This is a genomic window from Sulfitobacter sp. (assembly GCF_041552635.1).
GTDB lineage: Bacteria > Pseudomonadota > Alphaproteobacteria > Rhodobacterales > Rhodobacteraceae > Sulfitobacter.
This window is the reverse complement of record NZ_JBFEKM010000017.1, coordinates 1-19,536: the sequence shown is the minus strand read 5'-3', so window position 1 is coordinate 19,536 and position 19,536 is coordinate 1. Positions and strand designations below refer to the sequence as shown.

Annotated in this window: 17 protein-coding genes and 1 pseudogene; 7 read left to right on the top strand and 11 right to left on the bottom strand. The window is 56.2% G+C overall.

The genetic code is table 11. The features are described 5' to 3' along the window. Positions 1 to 6 precede the first annotated feature (6 nt). The 6 genes from ABYT07_RS03370 (at position 7) to ABYT07_RS03345 (ending at position 6,064) form a co-directional block, all read left to right on the top strand. Positions 7 to 528, top strand: coding sequence for a TRAP transporter small permease subunit (locus tag ABYT07_RS03370; protein ID WP_372989451.1), 522 nt, complete (start codon positions 7 to 9; stop codon positions 526 to 528). Further along, on the top strand, positions 518 to 1,834 hold the full coding sequence (locus ABYT07_RS03365; RefSeq protein WP_372989449.1) for a TRAP transporter large permease subunit: 1,317 nt from the start codon (positions 518 to 520) through the stop codon (positions 1,832 to 1,834). The genes ABYT07_RS03370 and ABYT07_RS03365 overlap by 11 nt, the downstream gene beginning before the upstream one ends. A gap of 10 nt (positions 1,835 to 1,844) precedes the next feature. Next, a complete protein-coding gene (locus ABYT07_RS03360) occupies positions 1,845 to 2,006 on the top strand; it encodes a hypothetical protein (RefSeq protein WP_372989448.1) in 162 nt (53 codons plus the stop codon). A 4-nt stretch (positions 2,007 to 2,010) separates the two neighbouring features. Further along, positions 2,011 to 3,744: an L-arabinonate dehydratase gene (araD, locus tag ABYT07_RS03355; protein WP_372989447.1), complete on the top strand. Its 1,734-nt coding sequence runs from the start codon at positions 2,011 to 2,013 to the stop codon at positions 3,742 to 3,744. 10 nt (positions 3,745 to 3,754) lie between these two features. Next, positions 3,755 to 4,480: a ribonuclease activity regulator RraA gene (locus ABYT07_RS03350; RefSeq protein WP_372989445.1), complete on the top strand. Its 726-nt coding sequence runs from the start codon at positions 3,755 to 3,757 to the stop codon at positions 4,478 to 4,480. Between the two features lie 63 nt (positions 4,481 to 4,543). Further along, complete coding sequence (locus ABYT07_RS03345) at positions 4,544 to 6,064, top strand: aldehyde dehydrogenase (NADP(+)) (RefSeq protein WP_372989444.1); 1,521 nt, start codon at positions 4,544 to 4,546, stop codon at positions 6,062 to 6,064. Positions 6,065 to 6,145: 81 nt separating this feature from the next. Here ABYT07_RS03345 and ABYT07_RS03340 read toward each other — a convergent pair whose 3' ends face one another. Then, entirely contained in the window at positions 6,146 to 6,445 is a 300-nt protein-coding gene (locus tag ABYT07_RS03340) for a hypothetical protein (protein WP_372989442.1), read from the bottom strand. A gap of 206 nt (positions 6,446 to 6,651) precedes the next feature. Here ABYT07_RS03340 and ABYT07_RS03335 point away from each other — a divergent pair, with 206 nt between their 5' ends. Beyond that, positions 6,652 to 7,884, top strand: coding sequence for a class I SAM-dependent methyltransferase (locus ABYT07_RS03335; protein ID WP_372989441.1), 1,233 nt, complete (start codon positions 6,652 to 6,654; stop codon positions 7,882 to 7,884). 34 nt (positions 7,885 to 7,918) lie between these two features. On the opposite strand, the gene ABYT07_RS03330 is transcribed toward ABYT07_RS03335, so the two are convergent. The 10 genes and pseudogenes from ABYT07_RS03330 to ABYT07_RS03285 all read right to left on the bottom strand — a co-directional run. Beyond that, positions 7,919 to 8,794: a M15 family metallopeptidase gene (locus ABYT07_RS03330; RefSeq protein WP_372989440.1), complete on the bottom strand. Its 876-nt coding sequence runs from the start codon at positions 8,792 to 8,794 to the stop codon at positions 7,919 to 7,921. Between the two features lie 90 nt (positions 8,795 to 8,884). Next, on the bottom strand, positions 8,885 to 9,598 hold the full coding sequence (locus tag ABYT07_RS03325; RefSeq protein ID WP_372989438.1) for a PP2C family serine/threonine-protein phosphatase: 714 nt from the start codon (positions 9,596 to 9,598) through the stop codon (positions 8,885 to 8,887). Further along, positions 9,595 to 10,263: a type VI secretion system-associated protein TagF gene (gene tagF / locus ABYT07_RS03320; protein WP_372989437.1), complete on the bottom strand. Its 669-nt coding sequence runs from the start codon at positions 10,261 to 10,263 to the stop codon at positions 9,595 to 9,597. Before tagF ends, ABYT07_RS03325 begins: the two co-directional genes overlap by 4 nt. After that, entirely contained in the window at positions 10,263 to 13,844 is a 3,582-nt protein-coding gene (tssM, locus tag ABYT07_RS03315; RefSeq protein ID WP_372989436.1) for a type VI secretion system membrane subunit TssM, read from the bottom strand. Before tssM ends, tagF begins: the two co-directional genes overlap by 1 nt. Continuing rightward, a complete protein-coding gene (icmH, locus tag ABYT07_RS03310; protein ID WP_372989435.1) occupies positions 13,841 to 15,250 on the bottom strand; it encodes a type IVB secretion system protein IcmH/DotU in 1,410 nt (469 codons plus the stop codon). Before icmH ends, tssM begins: the two co-directional genes overlap by 4 nt. 39 nt (positions 15,251 to 15,289) lie before the next feature. After that, the gene (gene tssK, locus ABYT07_RS03305) at positions 15,290 to 16,630 is read right to left on the bottom strand and encodes a type VI secretion system baseplate subunit TssK (protein WP_372989433.1); all 1,341 of its coding nucleotides are present in this window, start codon (positions 16,628 to 16,630) and stop codon (positions 15,290 to 15,292) included. Positions 16,631 to 16,655: 25 nt separating this feature from the next. Next, positions 16,656 to 18,107, bottom strand: a complete 1,452-nt coding sequence (gene tagH, locus ABYT07_RS03300) for a type VI secretion system-associated FHA domain protein TagH (protein ID WP_372989431.1) — start codon at positions 18,105 to 18,107, stop codon at positions 16,656 to 16,658. Between the two features lie 6 nt (positions 18,108 to 18,113). Further along, positions 18,114 to 18,344 carry a PAAR domain-containing protein gene (locus tag ABYT07_RS03295; RefSeq protein WP_372989483.1) on the bottom strand — a complete coding sequence of 77 codons (231 nt, stop codon included), beginning with the start codon at positions 18,342 to 18,344 and terminating at the stop codon, positions 18,114 to 18,116. A gap of 71 nt (positions 18,345 to 18,415) precedes the next feature. Beyond that, on the bottom strand, positions 18,416 to 19,021 hold the full coding sequence (locus tag ABYT07_RS03290) for a hypothetical protein (RefSeq protein ID WP_372989429.1): 606 nt from the start codon (positions 19,019 to 19,021) through the stop codon (positions 18,416 to 18,418). Between the two features lie 8 nt (positions 19,022 to 19,029). Next, a pseudogene (locus ABYT07_RS03285) lies at positions 19,030 to 19,536 on the bottom strand (type VI secretion system tip protein VgrG); the annotation flags it as partial.

The following is a 19,536-nucleotide window of genomic DNA, read 5'->3' as shown; positions in this document are numbered from 1 at the left end:
GGTGCTATGACTAACCTTCTGGCCTTTTATGCCGATTGGATGGACCGCATCAGCGTCTTCATCGGGCAGGCCTGCTCCGTCTTATTTTTCACCTGTATCGCGGCATCCGCCGCCGAGGTGGTGCTGCGCTACGGGTTCGACCAGCCGACTGTCTGGTCAACCGAATTGGCGATGACGCTATGCGCAACCGCATGGGTACTGTCGGTCGGATTTGTGACCGAACGGAACCGCCATATTTCGATCACCATGCTTGAAATGATCGTCGGCCCGCGTGTCTGGCGTACATTTCGCCTGTTCCAGATGCTGATTGCGTTCGGGGCATTGGCCGTCCTGACCATGGCGCTGTGGAAACCCGCGATGAAGGTGCTGTCGCGTACGGAATACACGGGCACGGCTTTCAACTCGATCCAGCCCACCATTTTCAAAGTTTTGATCGTCGTGGGTTGCGTTTTATATCTGGCGCAGCTTGCCGCCAACATCATCCGCTGGGTTCAGCGTACCGAAAAGGACCTGACTGGTGGGCATTGAATTAATTACACTTTTGATCGTCATGGCGCTTTTGTCACTGATGGCCCTTGGCGTGCCGTTGGGTGTGACAACCCTGACCGTATCCCTTGCGACAGCGATCATGTATTTCGGCGTGCGCGCCGGGTTCTTCATCGTAGGCGCAAACGTCAGCGAAGTACTGCACAAGTACGAACTGATCGCTGTCCCGTTCTTTGTCTTTATGGCAAATGTGCTTGAGCGATCCGGAATCGCGAAATCACTGTTCGATTCAATGGCAATCATGGGCGGGCGTTTCCGCGGCTCGGTCGGGGTGCAGACCTGTATCGTAGCAGTGGTACTGGCCGCAATGTCAGGCATCATGGGGGGCGAAATCGTGATGCTGGGCTTGATCGCCCTGCCCCAGATGTTGCGCCTTGGCTATGACAAGAAGCTGTCGATTGGCATCATCTGTGCTGCTGGCGCGCTGGCAACCCTGATACCGCCATCGGTCGTTTTGATCATCTATGGCCTTGCCGCACAGGTGTCGATTACCAAGCTTTTTTCCGCTTCTGCCGTCCCGGGGCTGATCCTTGCATCACTTTACATTGGCTACATTCTGATCCGGGTACGCCTGAACCCGGCGATGGCACCGATCTATGACATCCCTGAAACAGGGCTGCCCTTCTTTCAGCGGCTGAAATACCTCAAGGGCGTGATTTTGCCCGGGGTGCTGATCGGGGCCGTTCTGGGCGTGATCTACTCAGGCATCGCCACCGTGACCGAGGCAGCAGCCATAGGTGCCGTCGGTGCCTTGGTCATTGCCGCGCTGCGCGGAGAACTGAATTGGAAAATGGCGCGCGATTCAATGCGGCAGACTGTTCTGACCGTCGGGTCTATCATCTGGCTGGTCTTGGGTGCCGTCTCCTTGATCGGGATTTACAACCGTATTGGCGGCGGGGAATTCCTGCGCGGCGTGCTGACCGGTCTGGATCTTGCACCGATCATGGTCATCGTTGTCATGATGTTGATCGTCATGCTGCTGGGTACATTCCTTGAATGGATCGCGATCATCTTTATCACCGTGCCGATCTTTGCGCCTGTCGTCATCGATCTTGGCTATGACCCCATCTGGTTTGGTGTGCTGTTCGCGATGAACATCCAGATCTACTATCTTTCACCACCTTTCGGGCCCGCCTGTTTCTTCTTGAAATCAGTCGCCCCAAAGGAAATCGAGCTTCAGGATATCTTTCTCGCCGTCTTGCCCTTCATCGGGCTGCAGATCGTCGGATTGTTTCTGGTGCTTTTCATACCCGACCTGGCGCTTTGGCTGCCATCGATGATGGAATAGGGAGGCTTTGATGACCGATCCGCACCTTACAAAGCAGGACGAGGATATCTCGGCCCCTGAATATGCAGCCGAAGACGGCAAAGACCACTACGACTTTGGCAGCTGGCCCGAAGTCGTGGGCGTAGCACTGACCGTGCTGCTGGTCTGGCTCACCTTTGCATTCAATGGATAACAAAATGACACGCAAAACACCCGCCGACCTTCGGTCCGCGCGATGGTTTTCACAGGATGATCTGCGCAGCTTTGGACACCGTTCCCGGATGATGCAGCTTGGCTATTCCGAAGAAGAATTCCGTGATCGCCCGATGATTGGAATCCTGAACACCTGGTCCGAACTGAACACCTGCCATTCGCACTTTCGTGAACGCGTCCAAGACGTCAAGCGCGGCGTTTTGATGGCGGGCGGCATTGGCGTCGAAATGCCTTCGCTGTCGGTTGACGAAAGCAACACCAAACCAACCTCGATGCTTTACCGCAATCTGCTGGCGATGGAGACTGAAGAAATGATCCGCTCGCACCCGCTGGACGGCGTGGTGTTGATGGGCGGCTGTGACAAGACTACGCCGGGTCTGGTGATGGGCGCAATCTCGGCCGGGGTACCGCTGATCTATCTGCCCGCGGGTCCGATGCTGCGCGGCAACTATGCCGGCAAGATTTTGGGTTCCGGTTCGGACGCATGGAAATACTGGGACGAACGCCGTGCGGGCAATATCGATGATAAGGAATGGCAAGGCGTTCAGGGCGGCATCGCGCGGTCTGCGGGCACCTGTATGACAATGGGCACCGCGTCCACCATGACGGCGATCGCCGACGCGATGGGGATCACATTGCCTGGCGCGTCTTCTATTCCCGCTGTTGATTCCGGACATATCCGGATGTCATCCGATTGTGGTCGGCGCATCGTCGATATGGTGTGGGAAGACCTTACCCCCGACAAGATTATCACTGACGCCGCCTGTCGCAACGCCGCGATTGTTGCAATGGCAACGGGCTGTTCGACCAATGCAGTGGTGCACCTGATCGCAATGGCCCGCCGCGCCGGTCACAACCTGACACTGGATGATCTTGACGCGCTTGGCCGCGTCACACCCCTGATCGCGAATGTCCGACCTGCGGGAAAAGATTACCTGATGGAGGATTTCTACTACGCGGGCGGCCTGCGTGCCTTGATGAAGCAGATCGAAAGCCAGCTGGATACAACCTGCATGACGGTGACAGGCAAGACCGTTGGCGAAAACCTTGAAGGGGCCGAAGTCTATAACGACGATGTCATTCGGCCGCTGTCAAACCCGGTCTACAAGGAAGGGTCCTTGGCCGTGGTGCGCGGCAACCTGTGCCCCGATGGCGCTGTGATCAAACCTGCGGCCTGTGATCCGAAATATTATCGCCACGAAGGCCCGGCGCTGGTCTTTGACAATTATCCCGACATGAAAAAAGCGGTCGACGACGAAGATCTCGAGATCACGCCCGACACCGTTATGGTGCTGCGCAATGCAGGGCCGCAAGGTGGCCCCGGCTTCCCTGAATGGGGCATGTTGCCGATCCCCAAAGCGCTGATCAAGCAAGGTCACCGCGATATGCTGCGCATTTCAGATGCGCGGATGTCGGGCACTTCCTACGGTGCCTGCGTGCTGCACGTTGCCCCCGAAAGCTATGTCGGCGGGCCGCTGGCGCTGCTGAAAACAGGCGATATCATCCGCCTCGATCTGGACGGTCGGACCCTTGATATGCTCGTCGACGAGGACGAGCTGGCCCGCCGCCGTGCCGCATGGACTGCGCCTGCCAAGCGGTTCGAGCGCGGCTACGGCTACATGTTCTCCCAACATGTCACGCAGGCGGATCAAGGCTGCGACTTTGACTTCTTGCAAACCGATTATGGCCGCGCCGCGGGCGAACCAGACATATTCTAAGGACCAGATCATGACCGATTACATTCTTTCCGACGACACCAAAGCCAAGCTGAATCGCATCTCGACCGCGTCGATTGCAACCCAGCTTTACAAGCGCGGCTTGCGTAACCAGTTCATCCAAGGCGTATCCCCCGTCGCCCCAAAGGCTGAGCGCATGGTCGGACAAGCCTTTACCCTGCGCTATATTCCAGCCCGTGAAGACCGCAATCAGCTTGAGGTGTTCCGCACCGAAGACCACCCGCAGCGCGTCGCCGTTGAGACATGCCCAGTGGGCCATGTCCTGGTGATGGATGCGCGTCAGGATGCAAGTGCCGCCACCGCCGGGTCGATCCTGATCACGCGCATGGCCGTGCGCGGATGCGCCGGTGTCGTGTCAGACGGTGGATTTCGCGACGCGCAAGGCATTGGCGAACTTGACATGCCAGCCTTTCACGCACGCCCGTCCGCCCCGACGAACCTGACCAAACACGAGGCGCTTGATATCAATATTCCCATTGGATGTGGCGGCGTTGCCGTGTTTCCCGGCGACGTGATTGTCGGAGATTCGGACGGGGTGATGGTGATCCCTGCGCATCTGGCTGACGAAATAGCAGAGGTATGTTCGGGCATGGAAGCCTTCGAGGATTTCGTGCTCGAAGAGGTGCTGGCCGGCACGCCGATCATCGGCCTTTATCCATGCACCCACGAAGAGAACCAGAAGAAATTCGAAGACTGGCGCGCCAAAACAGGCCGCTGATCCCTTGAAATGCGGGCGGCAGGCCAATGCACGCGCCGGACAAAGACTACAAAAGGACACGACATGACCTTCACCCCACATGGAAAACACCTGATCGCTGGCGAATGGGTTGAAACGGACAAGACCTTCCAGTCTGAACCTGCACATGGTGCCGCCCACGCATTTTCAGCAGGCACACCTGCGCAAGTCAACAGCGCCTGCGATGCCGCCGAAGACGCGTTTTGGTCCTATGCCTATTCCGCCCGTGCTGACCGCGCCGCCTTTCTGAACGCCATCGCAGACGAAATCGAAGCCCGCGCCGAAGCCATCACCCAGATCGGTTCCCAAGAATCCGGCCTGCCCGAAGCGCGGCTTCAGGGGGAACGGGGGCGCACGACAGGCCAGCTGCGTCTGTTTGCAGAGCACATCCTGAAAGGGGAGTATCTGGACATTCGCCACGACAAGGCGCTGCCAGATCGCCAACCGCTTCCCCGCCCCGATCTTTACATGATCCAACGCCCGATCGGGCCGGTTGCCGTGTTTGGCGCGTCGAACTTTCCCCTCGCCTTTTCGACCGCTGGTGGCGATACCGCCGCCGCTTTGGCCGCCGGCTGTCCCGTTGTCGTCAAGGGGCACTCTGCCCACCCCGGTACCGGCGAGATCATCGCCGACGCGATCCTTGCCGCCATTAAGACCTGTGGCATTCATCCCGGCGTGTTCTCGTTGATTCAGGGTGGTAACCGCGAGGTTGGCCAGACGCTGGTTCAGCACCCCTTGATCAAGGCGGTTGGTTTCACCGGATCATTGGGCGGGGGACGTGCGTTGTTTGACCTTTGCGCGCAGCGTCCAGAACCGATCCCGTTCTTTGGCGAACTTGGGTCCGTCAACCCGATGTTTATCCTGCCCGAAGCCGCCAAAGCACGCGGTGCAGCGATTGGGGCTGGATGGGCAGGGTCATTGACAATGGGTGCCGGACAATTTTGCACCAACCCCGGTATTGCCGTTATCGCCAAGGGTGCCGAAGGCGATGCATTCGTTTCCGCCGCCAAAGATGCGCTGTCCAAAGTCGCTCCTCAAGTCATGCTGACCGACGGCATCGCAGACGCCTATGCATCGGGCAAGGCGCGGTTTGACGGGCGCAATGCAGTTCAACCATTGCTGACCAATGCGGACGAAGGGCGCCACGCCTCGCCCAATCTTTTTGAGACGGACGCAGAAAACTACCTTCAGGATCATGCGCTTGGCGAAGAGGTCTTCGGCCCGCTTGGGCTAGTTGTGAGGGTTTCTGGGCCGGATGAAATACTGACCCTTGCCAAAGGGTTCGAGGGCCAGTTGACCGCGACGATCCACATGGACAAGGCCGACACCGATCACGCCCGCGCGCTGCTGCCGATCCTTGAGCGCAAGGCGGGGCGTGTGCTGGTGAACGGTTTTCCGACCGGCGTTGAAGTGGCTGATACTATGGTCCACGGCGGCCCCTATCCTGCCTCGACCAACTTTGGCGCAACCAGCGTGGGAACATTGTCGATCCGCAGATTTCTCCGTCCGATCTGTTTTCAGGACGTACCTTCAGACCTTTTGCCTGCAGATCTGATATCCGTCTGATCCTCGTCAAGAACAATGAAGCGGCGAAAATCTTTCGGCGCCTCATACCTTCGCATCGCTTAGCGGCCTGTCGAACATCCTTCAGTCAACGTACTTGCCCAGATCAGGGCGGCGCATAGGGCGCGCGATGCGGGTCACGCGCGCCTCAGGCAGTCCAACATAGCGGCTAATTTCTGCGTCCGTTAATCCAAGCGCAATAAAGCATTCTAGAACGATATCAGGGTCAGGACCAAAAGCGTCATGGATTTGTGTGTCAAATCTGCGTTTCGGCAGATGTCTGACCGTAGGACCGTCGAGGCCCGAATGCTCGGGGTTGTTGCGACGGAGGTACCCGATGGTGGCAGACGGTCTGGTACCCAGTTCCGTATTTAATTTTTGCATGATTTTAGTCCTCCCCCATAGATTGCAGATAGTGAATTATGGTGCAGGATTCCTTAATAAAAAGAATCCATCTTGCGTTAAATCAATCGGGACTGAAACTTTTGCCGCGCGGCCAAGGTGCGCCCTGCAAGATCACATTGACCTCGATCAATCGACAGCCCGGTTGCATGGAGTAGCACAAAAAGGACCTGCTCAAGGATAATGCTGTGCTTCAACACCTACTTGTCAGAAACCTCAGATCCCTTCTGCGCGAGGGCAACATTACGCTGCATCTGCCAGACAAAAGTGTTGCGCGCATTGGCGATGGCCTAGGACCGCTTGTTGTCGTCCGGCTGACCACTTCAGCCGTCGTTAGACGTCTGGTCTGGAATCCCGAACTTGCGCTTGGCGAAGGCTATATGAACGGAGAGATCACGATTGATGGCGATGATCTGCATGGCTTACTACGGGTTGTGGTCAGCAATTTTGATGTGCAGGCATCGTCGTTGTGGATGCGCGCCATCAGGGTAATTCGGATGCTGCGACGGCGATTTGACCAAAACAACTTTGCATCCGCCTCCAGACGCAATGTCGCGCATCACTACGATCTGTCCAGCACACTATACGATCTTTTTCTGGATCAGGACCGGCAATATTCCTGCGCGTATTTCAAAAGCCCCGAGGATTCTTTGGAGCAGGGTCAGAGCCAGAAAAAGGCCCATATTGCAGCCAAGCTGCTTTTGGAGCCCGGAATGCGTGTTCTTGATATCGGGTGCGGCTGGGGTGGGACGGCACTTAGTCTCGCGCGCGACTACGGCGTCAACGTTCTGGGCGTGACCCTTTCAAAGGAACAGCACCGTATCGCGACAGCGCGCGCCAAGGCCGAGGGTCTTTCTGATCGCGTCAAATTCAAGCTGTGCGATTACCGTGATGTGACCGGCCCTTTCGACCGGATCGTGTCGGTCGGTATGTTTGAACATGTCGGCCTACCCCACTACGCTGCCTACTTTCAAACCGTTCGAAATCTGCTGACCCCTGACGGCGTCGCGCTGGTCCATACTATCGGGCGAAGCGCGCCGCCCGATGCAACAAACCCGTGGATTGCGCGCTATATTTTCCCCGGCGGGTATATCCCCGCGATGTCCGAAGTCTTGCCCGCGATCGAAAACGCGGACTTGTTTCTGGACGATGTCGAATGCTGGCGGTTACACTATGCTACGACGCTGCGGCACTGGTTTGACAGGTTTGAGGCGAATAGCGAAAAGGCCGCTGAAATCTATGATGACAGGTTCGTTCGGATGTGGCGATTTTATCTGGTCGCCTCTGAACAGACGTTCCGGTTCGGGCGGCAAGTGGTGTTCCAGTTCCAGATATCACGCCGCCAAGACGCAGTTCCGCTGACCCGCGATTACCTCTATCCCCCGACACCATCGACACAGCTTTCTCGGGCGGCGGAATAGGCTAGATCATCGGGACATTTGGTCTTGAACGGCGCTAAAGTTTGCCTTCGGCCACCCATTTTTCGACAAGATTGCGGCTGACCTCAAAGTGCATGCTGTCTTCGCGCGAAAATCCCGCGCCCCAATACCAGCCTTCCGTGCGGAAAAAATCTGCCAGAATTGTAAGGCCCAATTGCGTGCGACCATCGCCAAGGCGATCAAGCTTGCCATCAATGTTCAGATCCAGAGACAGACCAAATGCATGCGTGGATGTCCTGCCCGGTGCCCCCCGAATATGCCGGACACAAAGAGCACCCGCCGTATTGATACGCGCGTAAAGGTCAGGGTCGGTTGCTTCGATTTTCGCAAAAACAGTACGCAGGGATTCAATGGCAGGTGTCAGCATCCGCACCCGCACCGGTCCGACCTGTTCTGTCTGGAGCTTGGACGCAAGACGCTTGTTGGTCATCCCCTGACATTCTGACGTCAGCACATCGCGCGGTCTGCCAAAGACCCCCTCAAGATAAGAAGGCGATGCGATTTGCAAACCTTTGTTCAAATCACGGCGGCCCGCGATCAAAACCACTTGGGCATAGGCGTCGATAATGTCATTGCCGCCGTCGTTTTGAAATGTACCTTGTTCCTGTGTCAAAGGTTCGGTGTTTGTCGGGGCACGCGATGATGACGCGACGCGCCCGATTTCTTTTTCAAGGTTTTGTACGGCTTCCGTCAACGCATCAATCTGCGACCGCAGCACTTCAATTTCGATCCGCGCACCGCTGTCGATAGCAGACGCGGAAAACCCGGCATCGCCATCAGTTTCGTATCTGATTTCCTGCGTGGGCCGCAGTTGAATATAGATCAGAACACCCAAACCAATAAAGATAAGCGCCATAATGCCAAGGATTACAGGGATGATGCGTTTTTCCATAAATGCCGGCCTATGCAATCTTGATATGAAATCGATTTGGTCCACGGGTGCCTGACACGCCCTGCGGCGCAAGGCGTCTAAACGGTGGTCTTAAATAATATCGATGACAATGATCGAGATATTATCGGCCCCTCCCCCATCCAGCGCTAACTGCTGCAACCGCTCTGTGATTGTTTCTATCGGTTCATGCGACAAATAGTTCGTCAGAATGTCGAACGTAGCATATTTTGTCAGCCCGTCCGAGCATAATAAAAAGCGGTCACCCGAAAAAACCTGACCACGGATTTTTTCAAGTTCCAGTTTTTCTCCGACACCGACCGCATGCGTGATTGCGTTGGATTGGGGATGGTGTTCGGCTTCGTCCCACGTCATCTCTCCCGCCAACACGAACTCCGCCACGACCGAATGATCGGTTGTCAGCATATCCAGCACGCCATTCTGTAAACGGTACAGCCGACTGTCGCCCGCCCAGAATGTGGCGAAATGCCCTTCGGCGATCGCAAAGGTAACAACGGTCGACCCCATCGTGACACCTCCGCGCGACGCAGCCTCGGTCAGGATCAGTTCATGGGATCGGGCCAACGTCTCACGCAGTGCATTCAATAAACCGACAGGGGGCAATGTCGGATCGATCATGGCGACGCTATCAACAACAGCCTGAGACGCAAAATCCCCACCGGCATGTCCCCCCATTCCGTCCGCCACAACCCAAATCTGCTGGTCCGGCAAGGCCAGAATGCTGTCTTCGTTTACCTTACGCTTCAAACCCAAATGGGTCGTCGCGGAATATCTGACTTGGGTCATATAAGTTCGGCCATATCTTCGTTGCCCCAAACGGGGGAGTGCAAATCGAAAAGGGCGCGCATCTCGCGCCCCTCGGGAAGCCCGCGCGTCAGCATCAGGCGGTTGTCTTGGTCCATGGCGGTCGTCCAGATCACATCCCGCGCACCGACCCGTGGTGCCAAGGCCTGACCGGCAAGAACATGTTCGATCGGGAACAATCCGGCATAGGGCATATCCACAGAGTCAGACGAGGCAGCGGGCATTGGTGCCACCAACGCAAGCGCGCTGGTCAGCACTTCGCGGGTGTTATGATCGTCAAGCATATCAAGCGCAATTTGTTCCAGATGCTCAAACACCGATGTGTTTGCAAAGTGGCTTAAAGCTGCATTTGCGGCGTCAATTGGTGCGGCAAGGGTCAATGGATACTGGCGCCCCACACGGTCCACCGATGCCATCACGATGCCGATCATACCTGCCGGCCCTGCCACACCGCTTGGCAATGTGAACCGCCAGATCGGCGCAGAAAGATACGCGTCATCCCAGTTTTCCGCAAGCGCCTCGCGCGACGCAAGCATGCCAGCCTGCAACCAGTCATCCCACGGCTGGACAAATCCTGCACTCACGTTAAGCCGCAAAAAATCACCCAATGCGGGGATCTTACCGAAGGCACCGAACTGTCCCACCATCAAAATGACTTGGGGCAGCTGAACTTGCTCAGCGCGGTCAAGGCAAACGGATTCAACACAGACCCTGATTGCAGTTGAAAGATTGCGATCCGGCCGCCAACGTTAAAGATCACGCGGTTGCGGTCCGACACATTGGTCCTGCGCACCTCGGCCGCACTCAGCAACCGGAACCATGCCCAAGGGCCATCCCGTGTGATCGCATTTGACGTACTGTTAATCACAGGTTGCAAAATGATGCGCGCAGACCCGACGGCACCAGGCCAGGTAATCGCCGATGGTTTCGGCGCGACTGAATGCGCGAACTCCACCTCTTGGCCGTCAATATCCAAGACCAACTGTTGTGCTTTTGGATCAAGAGCCTCTGGCGTAATCTGGAATTTCACAGCAGGGGTTTCCCCACCAGCAAAGAACGCATCCCGAATTTCGGCGGCATATTGCAATTGTTGCAGAACTGCAGGGCTGATGCCCAGGTCTGTGTCGTTCACTCGCTTCCACGCCCATGGGCGTGCCCGCGTATCGACATAATCGCGCAGGTTTTCATTGAAAAAGCCGTCGATCATGCCGTTCGGGGCAAACAGGCGCGCAAAGTCACCCATTGCCACATCAGCCTTGGCCCCGCCTGAAAATGGATACCGGTTGTCCAGCGCTTGCGAACAAAATGGCAGGATTTGCGATTGCCATTTGGCATTGATCGACGCGCGCGTCCCATCTGCTGTAATGCCCGACGATCCGGATGAAATCTGCGTCGACCAGCGCTGAATTGGACCGGGCAGACGATTTGCCAGTTCCTGAAAACGGACGATGGCTGTGGCGTCACCCGCCCCTGCCCCGATCCCGCCGGCAAAACTAAGCTTGTTGAGTTCCTGATAAACTTGGGTCAAGCGGCTCATCAGTTCCGACAGTTGGGAGGGCTGGTTGTCAATTTCGGCGACAAGTTCATGCAGCCAAACAAAGCGCTCTTCGACAAAGGACCCCGGTTCTTTCGGAGCCGGGCCTTGGTCTGTGGTCACACCGCTGCTCAGGGCATTTAGGAACAGCTGGCTTCTGCTCGACAAGGATGACTGAAGTTCAAGCGCACCTACACTTGCAGCACCCTCGGCAAGGCCAGAACCGTCCAACCCGCCGCGCTCTTCGGTCAGCTTTGTTTCATTCGAAACGGCGTTCAGGATATTCACCAGCGGCGATGTTGGACCAGACAGGACATTGGTTACTTCGACCGCGTGGCTCAGGCTTTCCATGGGGATGATATCAATATCACCAAGGATCTGGTCATAGCGCGAAATATAATCAGTATAATAAAGGTCCAAAACGTCCCGGCTCATCGCGACCAATGCGGTTTCAGATTGCTCGGCCTCGCCGCGTTCGCCCAATACCCAGCTTTCGCGCTGAATGCGCGTTGCGACGCCAAGCGCTTCATCCAGAAACACCGTATTGAACCCGTCATAGGTGAAAATGCCCTCGACCCCTTCGTTCAGAGGCTTGCCGGATGACCGCACGATCACGCGCCCGATTGCGGGACCACCGATATCCGTCAGACGCCACTGCGGCAAATCTTTGGCGCGGGGTGAATTGATGATGCCGTTGTAGACCCGTTGTGCCAAAGGCATTTCGGACAGCAGACCCTGAATTTGTTCAACCAAAGGGCCATTCAGACCAATTTCGTCGATCGGAGCATCCAGCAGGGCATTCAAATGGCCCGTCAAATCCGAGCGCAATTCATCACGACCACCGCCTTGGAAAGCGACGGACCAATCCAGCGCCATCCACTCTTTGATCAGGTCCTGGTTCATTGGTCCCTGTTGGCCCAAAATAAGATAAATCTTGAGGCTTTCATACAGGAAGTCGGGGTTGTTCATGTTGGCTTGCATCTGCTCTTCGAGACGCAAAAGCATCCGAGGCAAGAAATGTTCATTCAGCGCGGCGCGGTAGGATTGTCCGGCTTGGTTGCCAAGCACCTTGCCTTGGTACAAGCCCCAAGTCAGCGCCCCCTTCGGGCGCGGATCACCCGCCGCAGGGTTTGCTGGCATAGCGCGCAATATGTTCAAAGCAGGCACAATCCCGGGAAGGTCACTGTCGGCAATTGGGCTGCCTGGAATCTGTGCTGCGGCCGTGCGGTACTGCTCAACGTTTTGGGATGCCTGTTCCAAAAGTTCGCTATTCCCAAGATAGCTGCGCGCCCACAATGCGGTCATGCCGATGCCAGCCACAAGGGCGGCGGCAATCGCGACGCGTTTTGTCCAACGGTAGCGGCGTTCCACCTTGTCGTCGGCACTGACCAAGCCGGCTTCGGGGAACATAACCTTTTCGAACAGTCGCGTCAGAAAGAACGATCTGCCTGTCCCACGCCCCGAACCAATCGCCTGACGCCCGATGCCGAAGGTGCGCGCCATGCCCATCATAAGCCGGTCAATCGGCGTGCCTTCTTGGGTGCCAGACGTGAAATAAACGCCCCTCAGAAGGTGGCGTTTTTCAAAACGGTTGTCTTGAAACACTTCCGTAAGAAACGTCTGGGCCGTGGTGCGAACCGAGGCTACCTGCGACGGAAAACTCGCGATCAGCGAGCGCCGCTGGTGGTCGGTTTCCTGCTGCATGCGTTCAAGGGATTGCGCATTGATCTGCCCCAACAACAGGCTAAATTCTTCGTCAAATGCAGCAATAGGGGAAACTTCTGCTTTGGTTTTTTTCAAGAGCGGCAGGGTAAAGCCCCAGACCTGCTCGCGTTCTTCTTTGCCAAGATGGTCGAAAAATTCGGAAAAACCCGCGATCAGATCGGATTTGGTGAACAGCACATAAACCGGAAAGCGTACGCCCAACTTTTCGCGCAATTCATGCAGTCGGCGGCGGATTGCAGCGGCGTGACCCTTTTGTGTCGCTTCATCCTGAAGCGACAGGTCAGACAGCGATACGGCAAGGATGGCCCCGTTAATGGGCTGCCGTTTACGGTGCTTCTTAAGCAAACGCAGGAAACCCTGCCAACCTGCATTATCTTCCGCTTCTGCGCTATCTTGGGTGGTATAACGGCCCGCAGTGTCAATCAAAACAGCGTCATTGGTAAACCACCAATCGCAGTTGCGTGTGCCACCGACGCCGCCGATGCTGGCCTTGCCAACACTATCGGCGAGGGGGAAATTCAGCCCCGAATTGACAATCGCCGTCGTTTTGCCCGCACCGGGGGGGCCGATCATCACATACCAAGGCAGTTCATAAAGCGACTTTTTGCCCAGCTTGGATTTGCGTAGCGCACCAAGAGCCTCTTTCAGCTTGCCTTTAAGCTCCATCAGCTCGGCTTTGACCAACTCGTCCTCTTCGGAAGAAGCATCGTCATCCAAGGATTCGACAATGTCTTCCTCCATCTGCTTTTCGCGTTTCGCCCGGCGCATGATGATCAGCAAAATCGCCGTCAACGCCAGCAAAACGATAACGCCGATGGTGATCAGACGCGCGACCGGGCTGTCCCATGGGTGGAATTCGCCAAAGCCCAAAAGCGGGCCGAGAAACCAGATCAAAAGCGAAAATGCAAATGCGACCAAGATCGTTATGACAATGCCGGAACGGATTTTGCGAAGGGTGTGCAGAATCATGTTGTATCTTTCCTAACCAGAACGATTTCGATACGACGGTTTTTTGCGCGACCTTCGCTGGTGCCGTTATCCGCGATAGGCTGTTTTTCTGCGCGCCCTTCGGCTTCAAGCCGGTCGGATTTGGCCAGCTTGCTTTCAAGCGTGCGCATCACGGCTTCGGCCCGCGCCAATGACAAACGTTCATTCGACGGAAAGCGCGAAGATCTTATCGGTATGTTGTCAGAGTGGCCGACGACGATGACAGGACCCTCCGTTTCATCCAGCGCTTGCGCGACCTTGCGCAAGGGTTCTTCAAAGGACTGTTGCAAACGGTCCGAACCAGATCCGAACATGCCTGATCCAGCCAGCCGCACAGTAATGGTCTGTTGATCCTGAAACACCTCGACAATGCCTTGTGAAATCTCTTCCTGAAGAAATCCCTGCACCCGCTTGAGCTGAACATCAGGAGGAGGCGGTGGCGGTGGTGGCGGTGGGGCGCGGCGCATCAGCTCCGCGACTTGCCCTGAGTCGAGGACCGACATCTGCCCCATAACCCGATCCGTCGATCTGTTCAGCACCCAGCTGAAGGTCAGGAAGATCGCAGTCAATAAAATGGCAACGCTTGCTGTTGTAATCCAAAGCGGGCGCCAGATTGAAAGAACCTTATGCGGTTGCTCCACGCCTTCCCAATGCGGTGACATGTCCTTTTCGACGGGGCCGCGTTGTGCGCGAATGATGCGCGAAAGGCCAGCACGGATTTGCAGATGCTTGTCCGATCCACCTTGCTCGACCCGCAAACGGCCTTCAAATCCAAGCGAAAGGCACATATAAAGAAATTCAAGCAGGTCAATGTTGCTGCTCGGCTCTTTTTCCAGACGGGCAAGCAGGTCGAAAAACCGGTCACCGCCGACAGTTTCTTTGTGAAAAGTACCAACCATAGATTGTTGCGCCCAGATCGACTGACCGCCCCATGGCGTATTCAAAACCACGTCATCCAATGTCGCACAAATGGCGTAGCGCGCGATCTTTATGTCCTGCGCATCAATACCGATCTTGAGTGCCCGATTTTCGAATTCTCGTACCTCGGCGACCACGGAACGGCGCAGTTTTTCGGGATCCATGTGTTGCGCGCGGTTGCGGATACGCGACACCAGCGAAAACAACGTGGCAGCCGCCGCGTTGATCTTGTTCATCCCGGTCATGCCTTGTTCGACACTAGGTTCTGTCGCGGTGTCCCGTGACGCGCTTGATCCGCCCGGGATGCCCATCGGGGCTGCCGCTTCGGGTTGACGCTGCTGTTGCGGGGCGGCCTGAGGTTGGGCAAAGGGCTGCGGAGTTGTCGGAACCGCCCGCCGCCCCCCTGGATTGGGACGGATAATAGTCCGGTCAGCATCCTCCGGTTCGGCGAATGGATCTTTATCAGACATGCTTTTCGTCCTCTAATATTCAGGGCCTCAAAAAGGCACTTAACCCTGTCGAATGGCCCAAAGCTCCATCTTCAGGCCCGGAAATTCACCTGAAACGTGAACTGCGATGCCACCGGATGTAGACATCTTACCCCAATGGGCACTGTCGCCGTCCAGTTCAAAATACACCACGCCCGCATGATACGGAATTTGACGCGGTGCCACCGGCAAGGGGCGCAAAGGGATACCGGGCAGCGCCGAGTTGACCAGTTGCCTGATCTCCTCGACCGGACCAATCTTGGCTTGGTTCTGGAAATGGCGCCGCACGTTCTCGGCAGGGATATCGGCCTGCACCGCAAGCACGAAACCCGCCGTCGACAACAGCTTGCGATCTGCAATAATGCCGACGCTGATGCCATATTTGCGCGGATCCAGTGGAATAGACACTGCGGTCTGTTCCAGCACCGACGATAGATACTGACGCAGAACCTTGACCACGGGATTGAACGTAGCGGTCAGATTGTCATGGGCATAGGGCGGGAATGCAGGCGCGGATTTGTCATTGGCCATAAATGTTGCCAATTCACCCGCCAGACACAGGCACACACGATAAAATTCTTGTGGATGAATATTTTCGATCTGTGAAAGATGTTTAACCAAAGGCTGCATCCGGTTGACGCACATCAGCAACAGGAAATCGCTAATCTCTGCGACGCCTTTGGTGCTGCCCCCTTCGGACAGACGTCCGGCCAGCGCGGTTTTGCGGTGGCCCAGCAATCCGTCCAACTCGCGCATGAAATCCTTCAAAGGGCCAGCAGCATTGCAATCCAGACAGGATGCGATGAAGGACTTGTCCAGCAAAACTTCTTTGTCCGGCTTGACCTCGATTATCTTTGCAATCGGGATACACAGGCGGTCTGACAGGTCGTCAACGCCAAGCGCGAATTGCAAACGCAGTTTGCCAACGCCCATGGTGACCGCTTTTTTACCTGTCGACGTCACATCGGTTACTTCGATCTCACCCGGGCGCAAACGCGCCGCAGACAATTCTGCCCCGGTCATATCAACCTCAAGCGCGCCCTGGCGACGTTGCGGCACCGTCAAATAGATGATGCAGTCCTTGACCCCCTCGGGAACGTCAAGCGCAGGCGGGTGATCTTCGGAACTGGGAACCCGGAACACGGTGCCATCATGGGTCAGCCCGGCACAGGACTTGATCGCGAATTGACCGAATTTCAGGACTTCATCGTCGATCTCAAGCGCGTTCACCCCCCAGACATAAGGGCCGATGCGCCGCGCCAGCCCCGCAACAAGGCTTTCGGTGTACCTGTCTGCCTGCTGAAAATGATGCGGCTGAAGAAACAGGCCTTCGTTCCAGAGAACCTTGCTATCCCAGGACATTATGCGCCCCCCCGTTTGTGGTTCATCATTTCAGTTTATCCAATTGGTCTTGGTAAGCGCGTGCAAATTCCTTGGCAAACAGCTCTTGAAAATCATTTTCTGCCTGGTCGGAAATTTCTGAATACATCGTTTCGTAAATTTCCCAATACCGGGCCTTCCGACTCTTAAGCATACCGCTAAGGTTGCTCTCTTTGTTTATTCTTGCCTCCAGCACCGCCGGGTCCAGTTTCTTCAGAATGCCCTTTAACGCGGCTTCCATACCGGTGATCACTGCCACTTCATGGGCTTTGATGTCCTTCAAGGCTTCGGTCGTCGCATCAATGGCGTCCAGATACCCTTGGGCTTTGGGACGCACCATTGCCTCGATTGCCTGCTCAGGGCTGATCGAAAATTTAAGCGGATTGTTCCCGCCCATCTGGATCATCGTCCGCTCGATCCGGAATTCGGATTTGAACGACGTGCGCGTCATCAAGATTTCGCGCATACCTTCGATCATCACGCGCAACACCTTGCCCATGCGGACCATGGTGGCGGGCAATTCGGCATCAGCCACACCCAAATCATCAGCCCCAAGCGCGGCAAGAAAACCGCGCGCCGGGGCGACACCGACCACGCCAGCAGGTCCCGCAGCGGGTGCTTTGGCCTGAACAGGCGCTTGTTGTGGTGCCGGTGCTACCGGTGCGGGCTGCAACGTGGGTTCATCAGGGATACGTGCTGCGGGGGTCGGCGATGCAAAGGGATTGCCGCCCCCAGCATTTCCACCCGGTTCTGGCGCAATCGGAGACAGGAAATCGTCATCCCAATCGTCCGGAATGGCGGACCCCCCAGACGAAGCGGATCTGGCGACGCTAAAATGATCTTGGGAGGCCGCGTTGTGCGACCCCATGCTTGCACCTTGCCCGGCATAGGGGTCAGCCGCAGGCCCAAGCAAATCATCTTCGTCGCCCAAAGGTGGCAGCAGGCCATCATCGTCGGGTTCATCACGGTTTACAACGGCGGGGCCTTTGGGTGCCACTTCGCGCCCGCCCAAAAGGTCATCAAGGAAATCACCGGCGTCACCCGGCGCATTCATCAAATCAAAATCACTTGGCGCGCCCGAAGCCATGCCATGCGAAACCTGAACATCAGCAACAGGGGCTGCGATCATGTCATCGACGTCATTTGACGCGATATTTATCAGAATTTCATAAGGCCCGACAGAAAGAATATCGCCGTCGTTCAAGGGGGTTGGGGTGCTGCCCAAAGCCAGCTTGCCGTAGTTCAGAAATGTGCCGTTGGTAGAAAAATCGACAACGATCACATTGCCGTTATGATCCTCGATGGCGCAATGCCTTTTGGATAATTCGCGGTTGGGATCGGGCAGAACCAAATCATTTTCGTTGCCGCGCCCGATCGTCAGGCTGGCACCTTGCATGTTGATTGGGTCACCATTCCCCGGGATACTGCCCGTCGATTGAAACCTTAGTGTTACCGCCATCTGTTTTTAGCCACCCGTCAATACCGTCGGCGCACCTGCAACTATTGCACCGCCCAACGAGCACATGTCACCAATACGCGCAGCAGGCAACTTTTGGATCAACACTGTTGCCGACCCCTTGGCGATCGGGTGCGGTGGAAAATTCGCGACAGGGGGGGCGATCATACCAAGGCATAGGTCAGTAACCCGTGCCGCCGGCATCTTGCAGACCAATACAGTAACGCAACAAGGCGGCATGATTGGCAAAGGGGCCCCCATCGTACAGGGTCCGGTGTGCATATCTGCAACGCGTGCTTGAGGTTGTCCCATCATGCATCTCCTTTTTCGGTGGTCGTGTCCTGCAACTCTACCTTGCCATTGCCACCACGTGCAATATCGAGAGCCCGATCAATAATAAGATTGAAACGCGTTATCGGGTCCGGCCCCAATTTCAATGTCTTTAGGTTGATCCCGAACGCACACGCTGCAACCACACCGACCGGCGCGGGATGATCTTTCATTTCGCCGGGGCCCAGGTTGCCCGGCGCATAAAACGCAGCCGTTGCGCAAGGGGCAGCCTTGTCACCTGACGATTCCGTTTCAAGAACCATCTGCAACCGCATGCGGATATCATCGGTGGGCTCGAAAACCCAAGCCTCGGCTGTGGTCAGGCAGGGGCTTTTCCCGTCAGGCCCAACCAGTTCGCGACCGGCAATACAGGCCCACCAGACACATTCGCGCGGGGGCAAAGACACCGACAACAAGCGGATCATATCCACATGGGCACCCTGCTTCTCCAGCTCGGCCAAAACTGCGGGAACCGAGGCGCTGGCTGGGGTAGAAAGTTCTGTCGTAAACTTTGCATTCGCGGCAGCCATCAGGCGTGCCGCAGGCTGTTCCGGTATTTTCTTAAGGTTTTCAAATCGTTCTGACATATGCCCGCTCAATTGATCATGACCACGCCACCTTCCAAGGTCAGCATAGCGCTCCCTGAAACTGTGGTCGCAGGCGAAGACATTTCTGCGGTTGCCGTGCCTTTAACGGTAACCATAATCCCGGAAATCTCAATTCCCGACTGACTGATGGTAATCGAATTCCCACCAACGGTCAGCGATATCTCTGTGGTTGCCGTGATGACAACGGACCCCAAAGACGTATCAAGGGTATAGTCCCCCATGGACACCGTCACGCTCTCATTGCCCGAGGATACCTCGCGGGTGACATTACCAGTGCTGATCGTCTGGGTGTAATTGCCTGTCTTGATCTCTGTGCTGGTGTCGCCGGTGATTGTCTCGGTCGAGGTGCCTTCGATCACTTCGGTATGGTTAGTCTTGACAAAAATATCCTGATTGCCTGTCTCGACCTTAAAGATGTGGTCGCCGGTCTGGATCGTCTCGGTCTTGGTGTGATAGATCGTCTGGGTCAGATCACCGGGATCCATTTTATCAAT

Excerpts from the sequence above, each read along its gene's own strand:
- ABYT07_RS03370 (WP_372989451.1), top strand. The coding sequence starts at position 7 with ATGACTAACCTTCTGGCCTTTTATGCCGATTGGATGGACCGCATCAGC.
- ABYT07_RS03360 (WP_372989448.1), top strand. The coding sequence starts at position 1,845 with ATGACCGATCCGCACCTTACAAAGCAGGACGAGGATATCTCGGCCCCT.
- araD (WP_372989447.1), top strand. The coding sequence starts at position 2,011 with ATGACACGCAAAACACCCGCCGACCTTCGGTCCGCGCGATGGTTTTCA.
- ABYT07_RS03350 (WP_372989445.1), top strand. The coding sequence starts at position 3,755 with ATGACCGATTACATTCTTTCCGACGACACCAAAGCCAAGCTGAATCGC.
- ABYT07_RS03345 (WP_372989444.1), top strand. The coding sequence starts at position 4,544 with ATGACCTTCACCCCACATGGAAAACACCTGATCGCTGGCGAATGGGTT.
- ABYT07_RS03340 (WP_372989442.1), bottom strand. The coding sequence starts at position 6,445 with ATGCAAAAATTAAATACGGAACTGGGTACCAGACCGTCTGCCACCATC.
- ABYT07_RS03330 (WP_372989440.1), bottom strand. The coding sequence starts at position 8,794 with ATGGAAAAACGCATCATCCCTGTAATCCTTGGCATTATGGCGCTTATC.
- ABYT07_RS03325 (WP_372989438.1), bottom strand. The coding sequence starts at position 9,598 with ATGACCCAAGTCAGATATTCCGCGACGACCCATTTGGGTTTGAAGCGT.
- tagF (WP_372989437.1), bottom strand. The coding sequence starts at position 10,263 with ATGGTGGGACAGTTCGGTGCCTTCGGTAAGATCCCCGCATTGGGTGAT.
- tssM (WP_372989436.1), bottom strand. The coding sequence starts at position 13,844 with ATGATTCTGCACACCCTTCGCAAAATCCGTTCCGGCATTGTCATAACG.
- icmH (WP_372989435.1), bottom strand. The coding sequence starts at position 15,250 with ATGTCTGATAAAGATCCATTCGCCGAACCGGAGGATGCTGACCGGACT.
- tssK (WP_372989433.1), bottom strand. The coding sequence starts at position 16,630 with ATGTCCTGGGATAGCAAGGTTCTCTGGAACGAAGGCCTGTTTCTTCAG.
- tagH (WP_372989431.1), bottom strand. The coding sequence starts at position 18,107 with ATGGCGGTAACACTAAGGTTTCAATCGACGGGCAGTATCCCGGGGAAT.
- ABYT07_RS03295 (WP_372989483.1), bottom strand. The coding sequence starts at position 18,344 with ATGCCGCCTTGTTGCGTTACTGTATTGGTCTGCAAGATGCCGGCGGCA.
- ABYT07_RS03290 (WP_372989429.1), bottom strand. The coding sequence starts at position 19,021 with ATGTCAGAACGATTTGAAAACCTTAAGAAAATACCGGAACAGCCTGCG.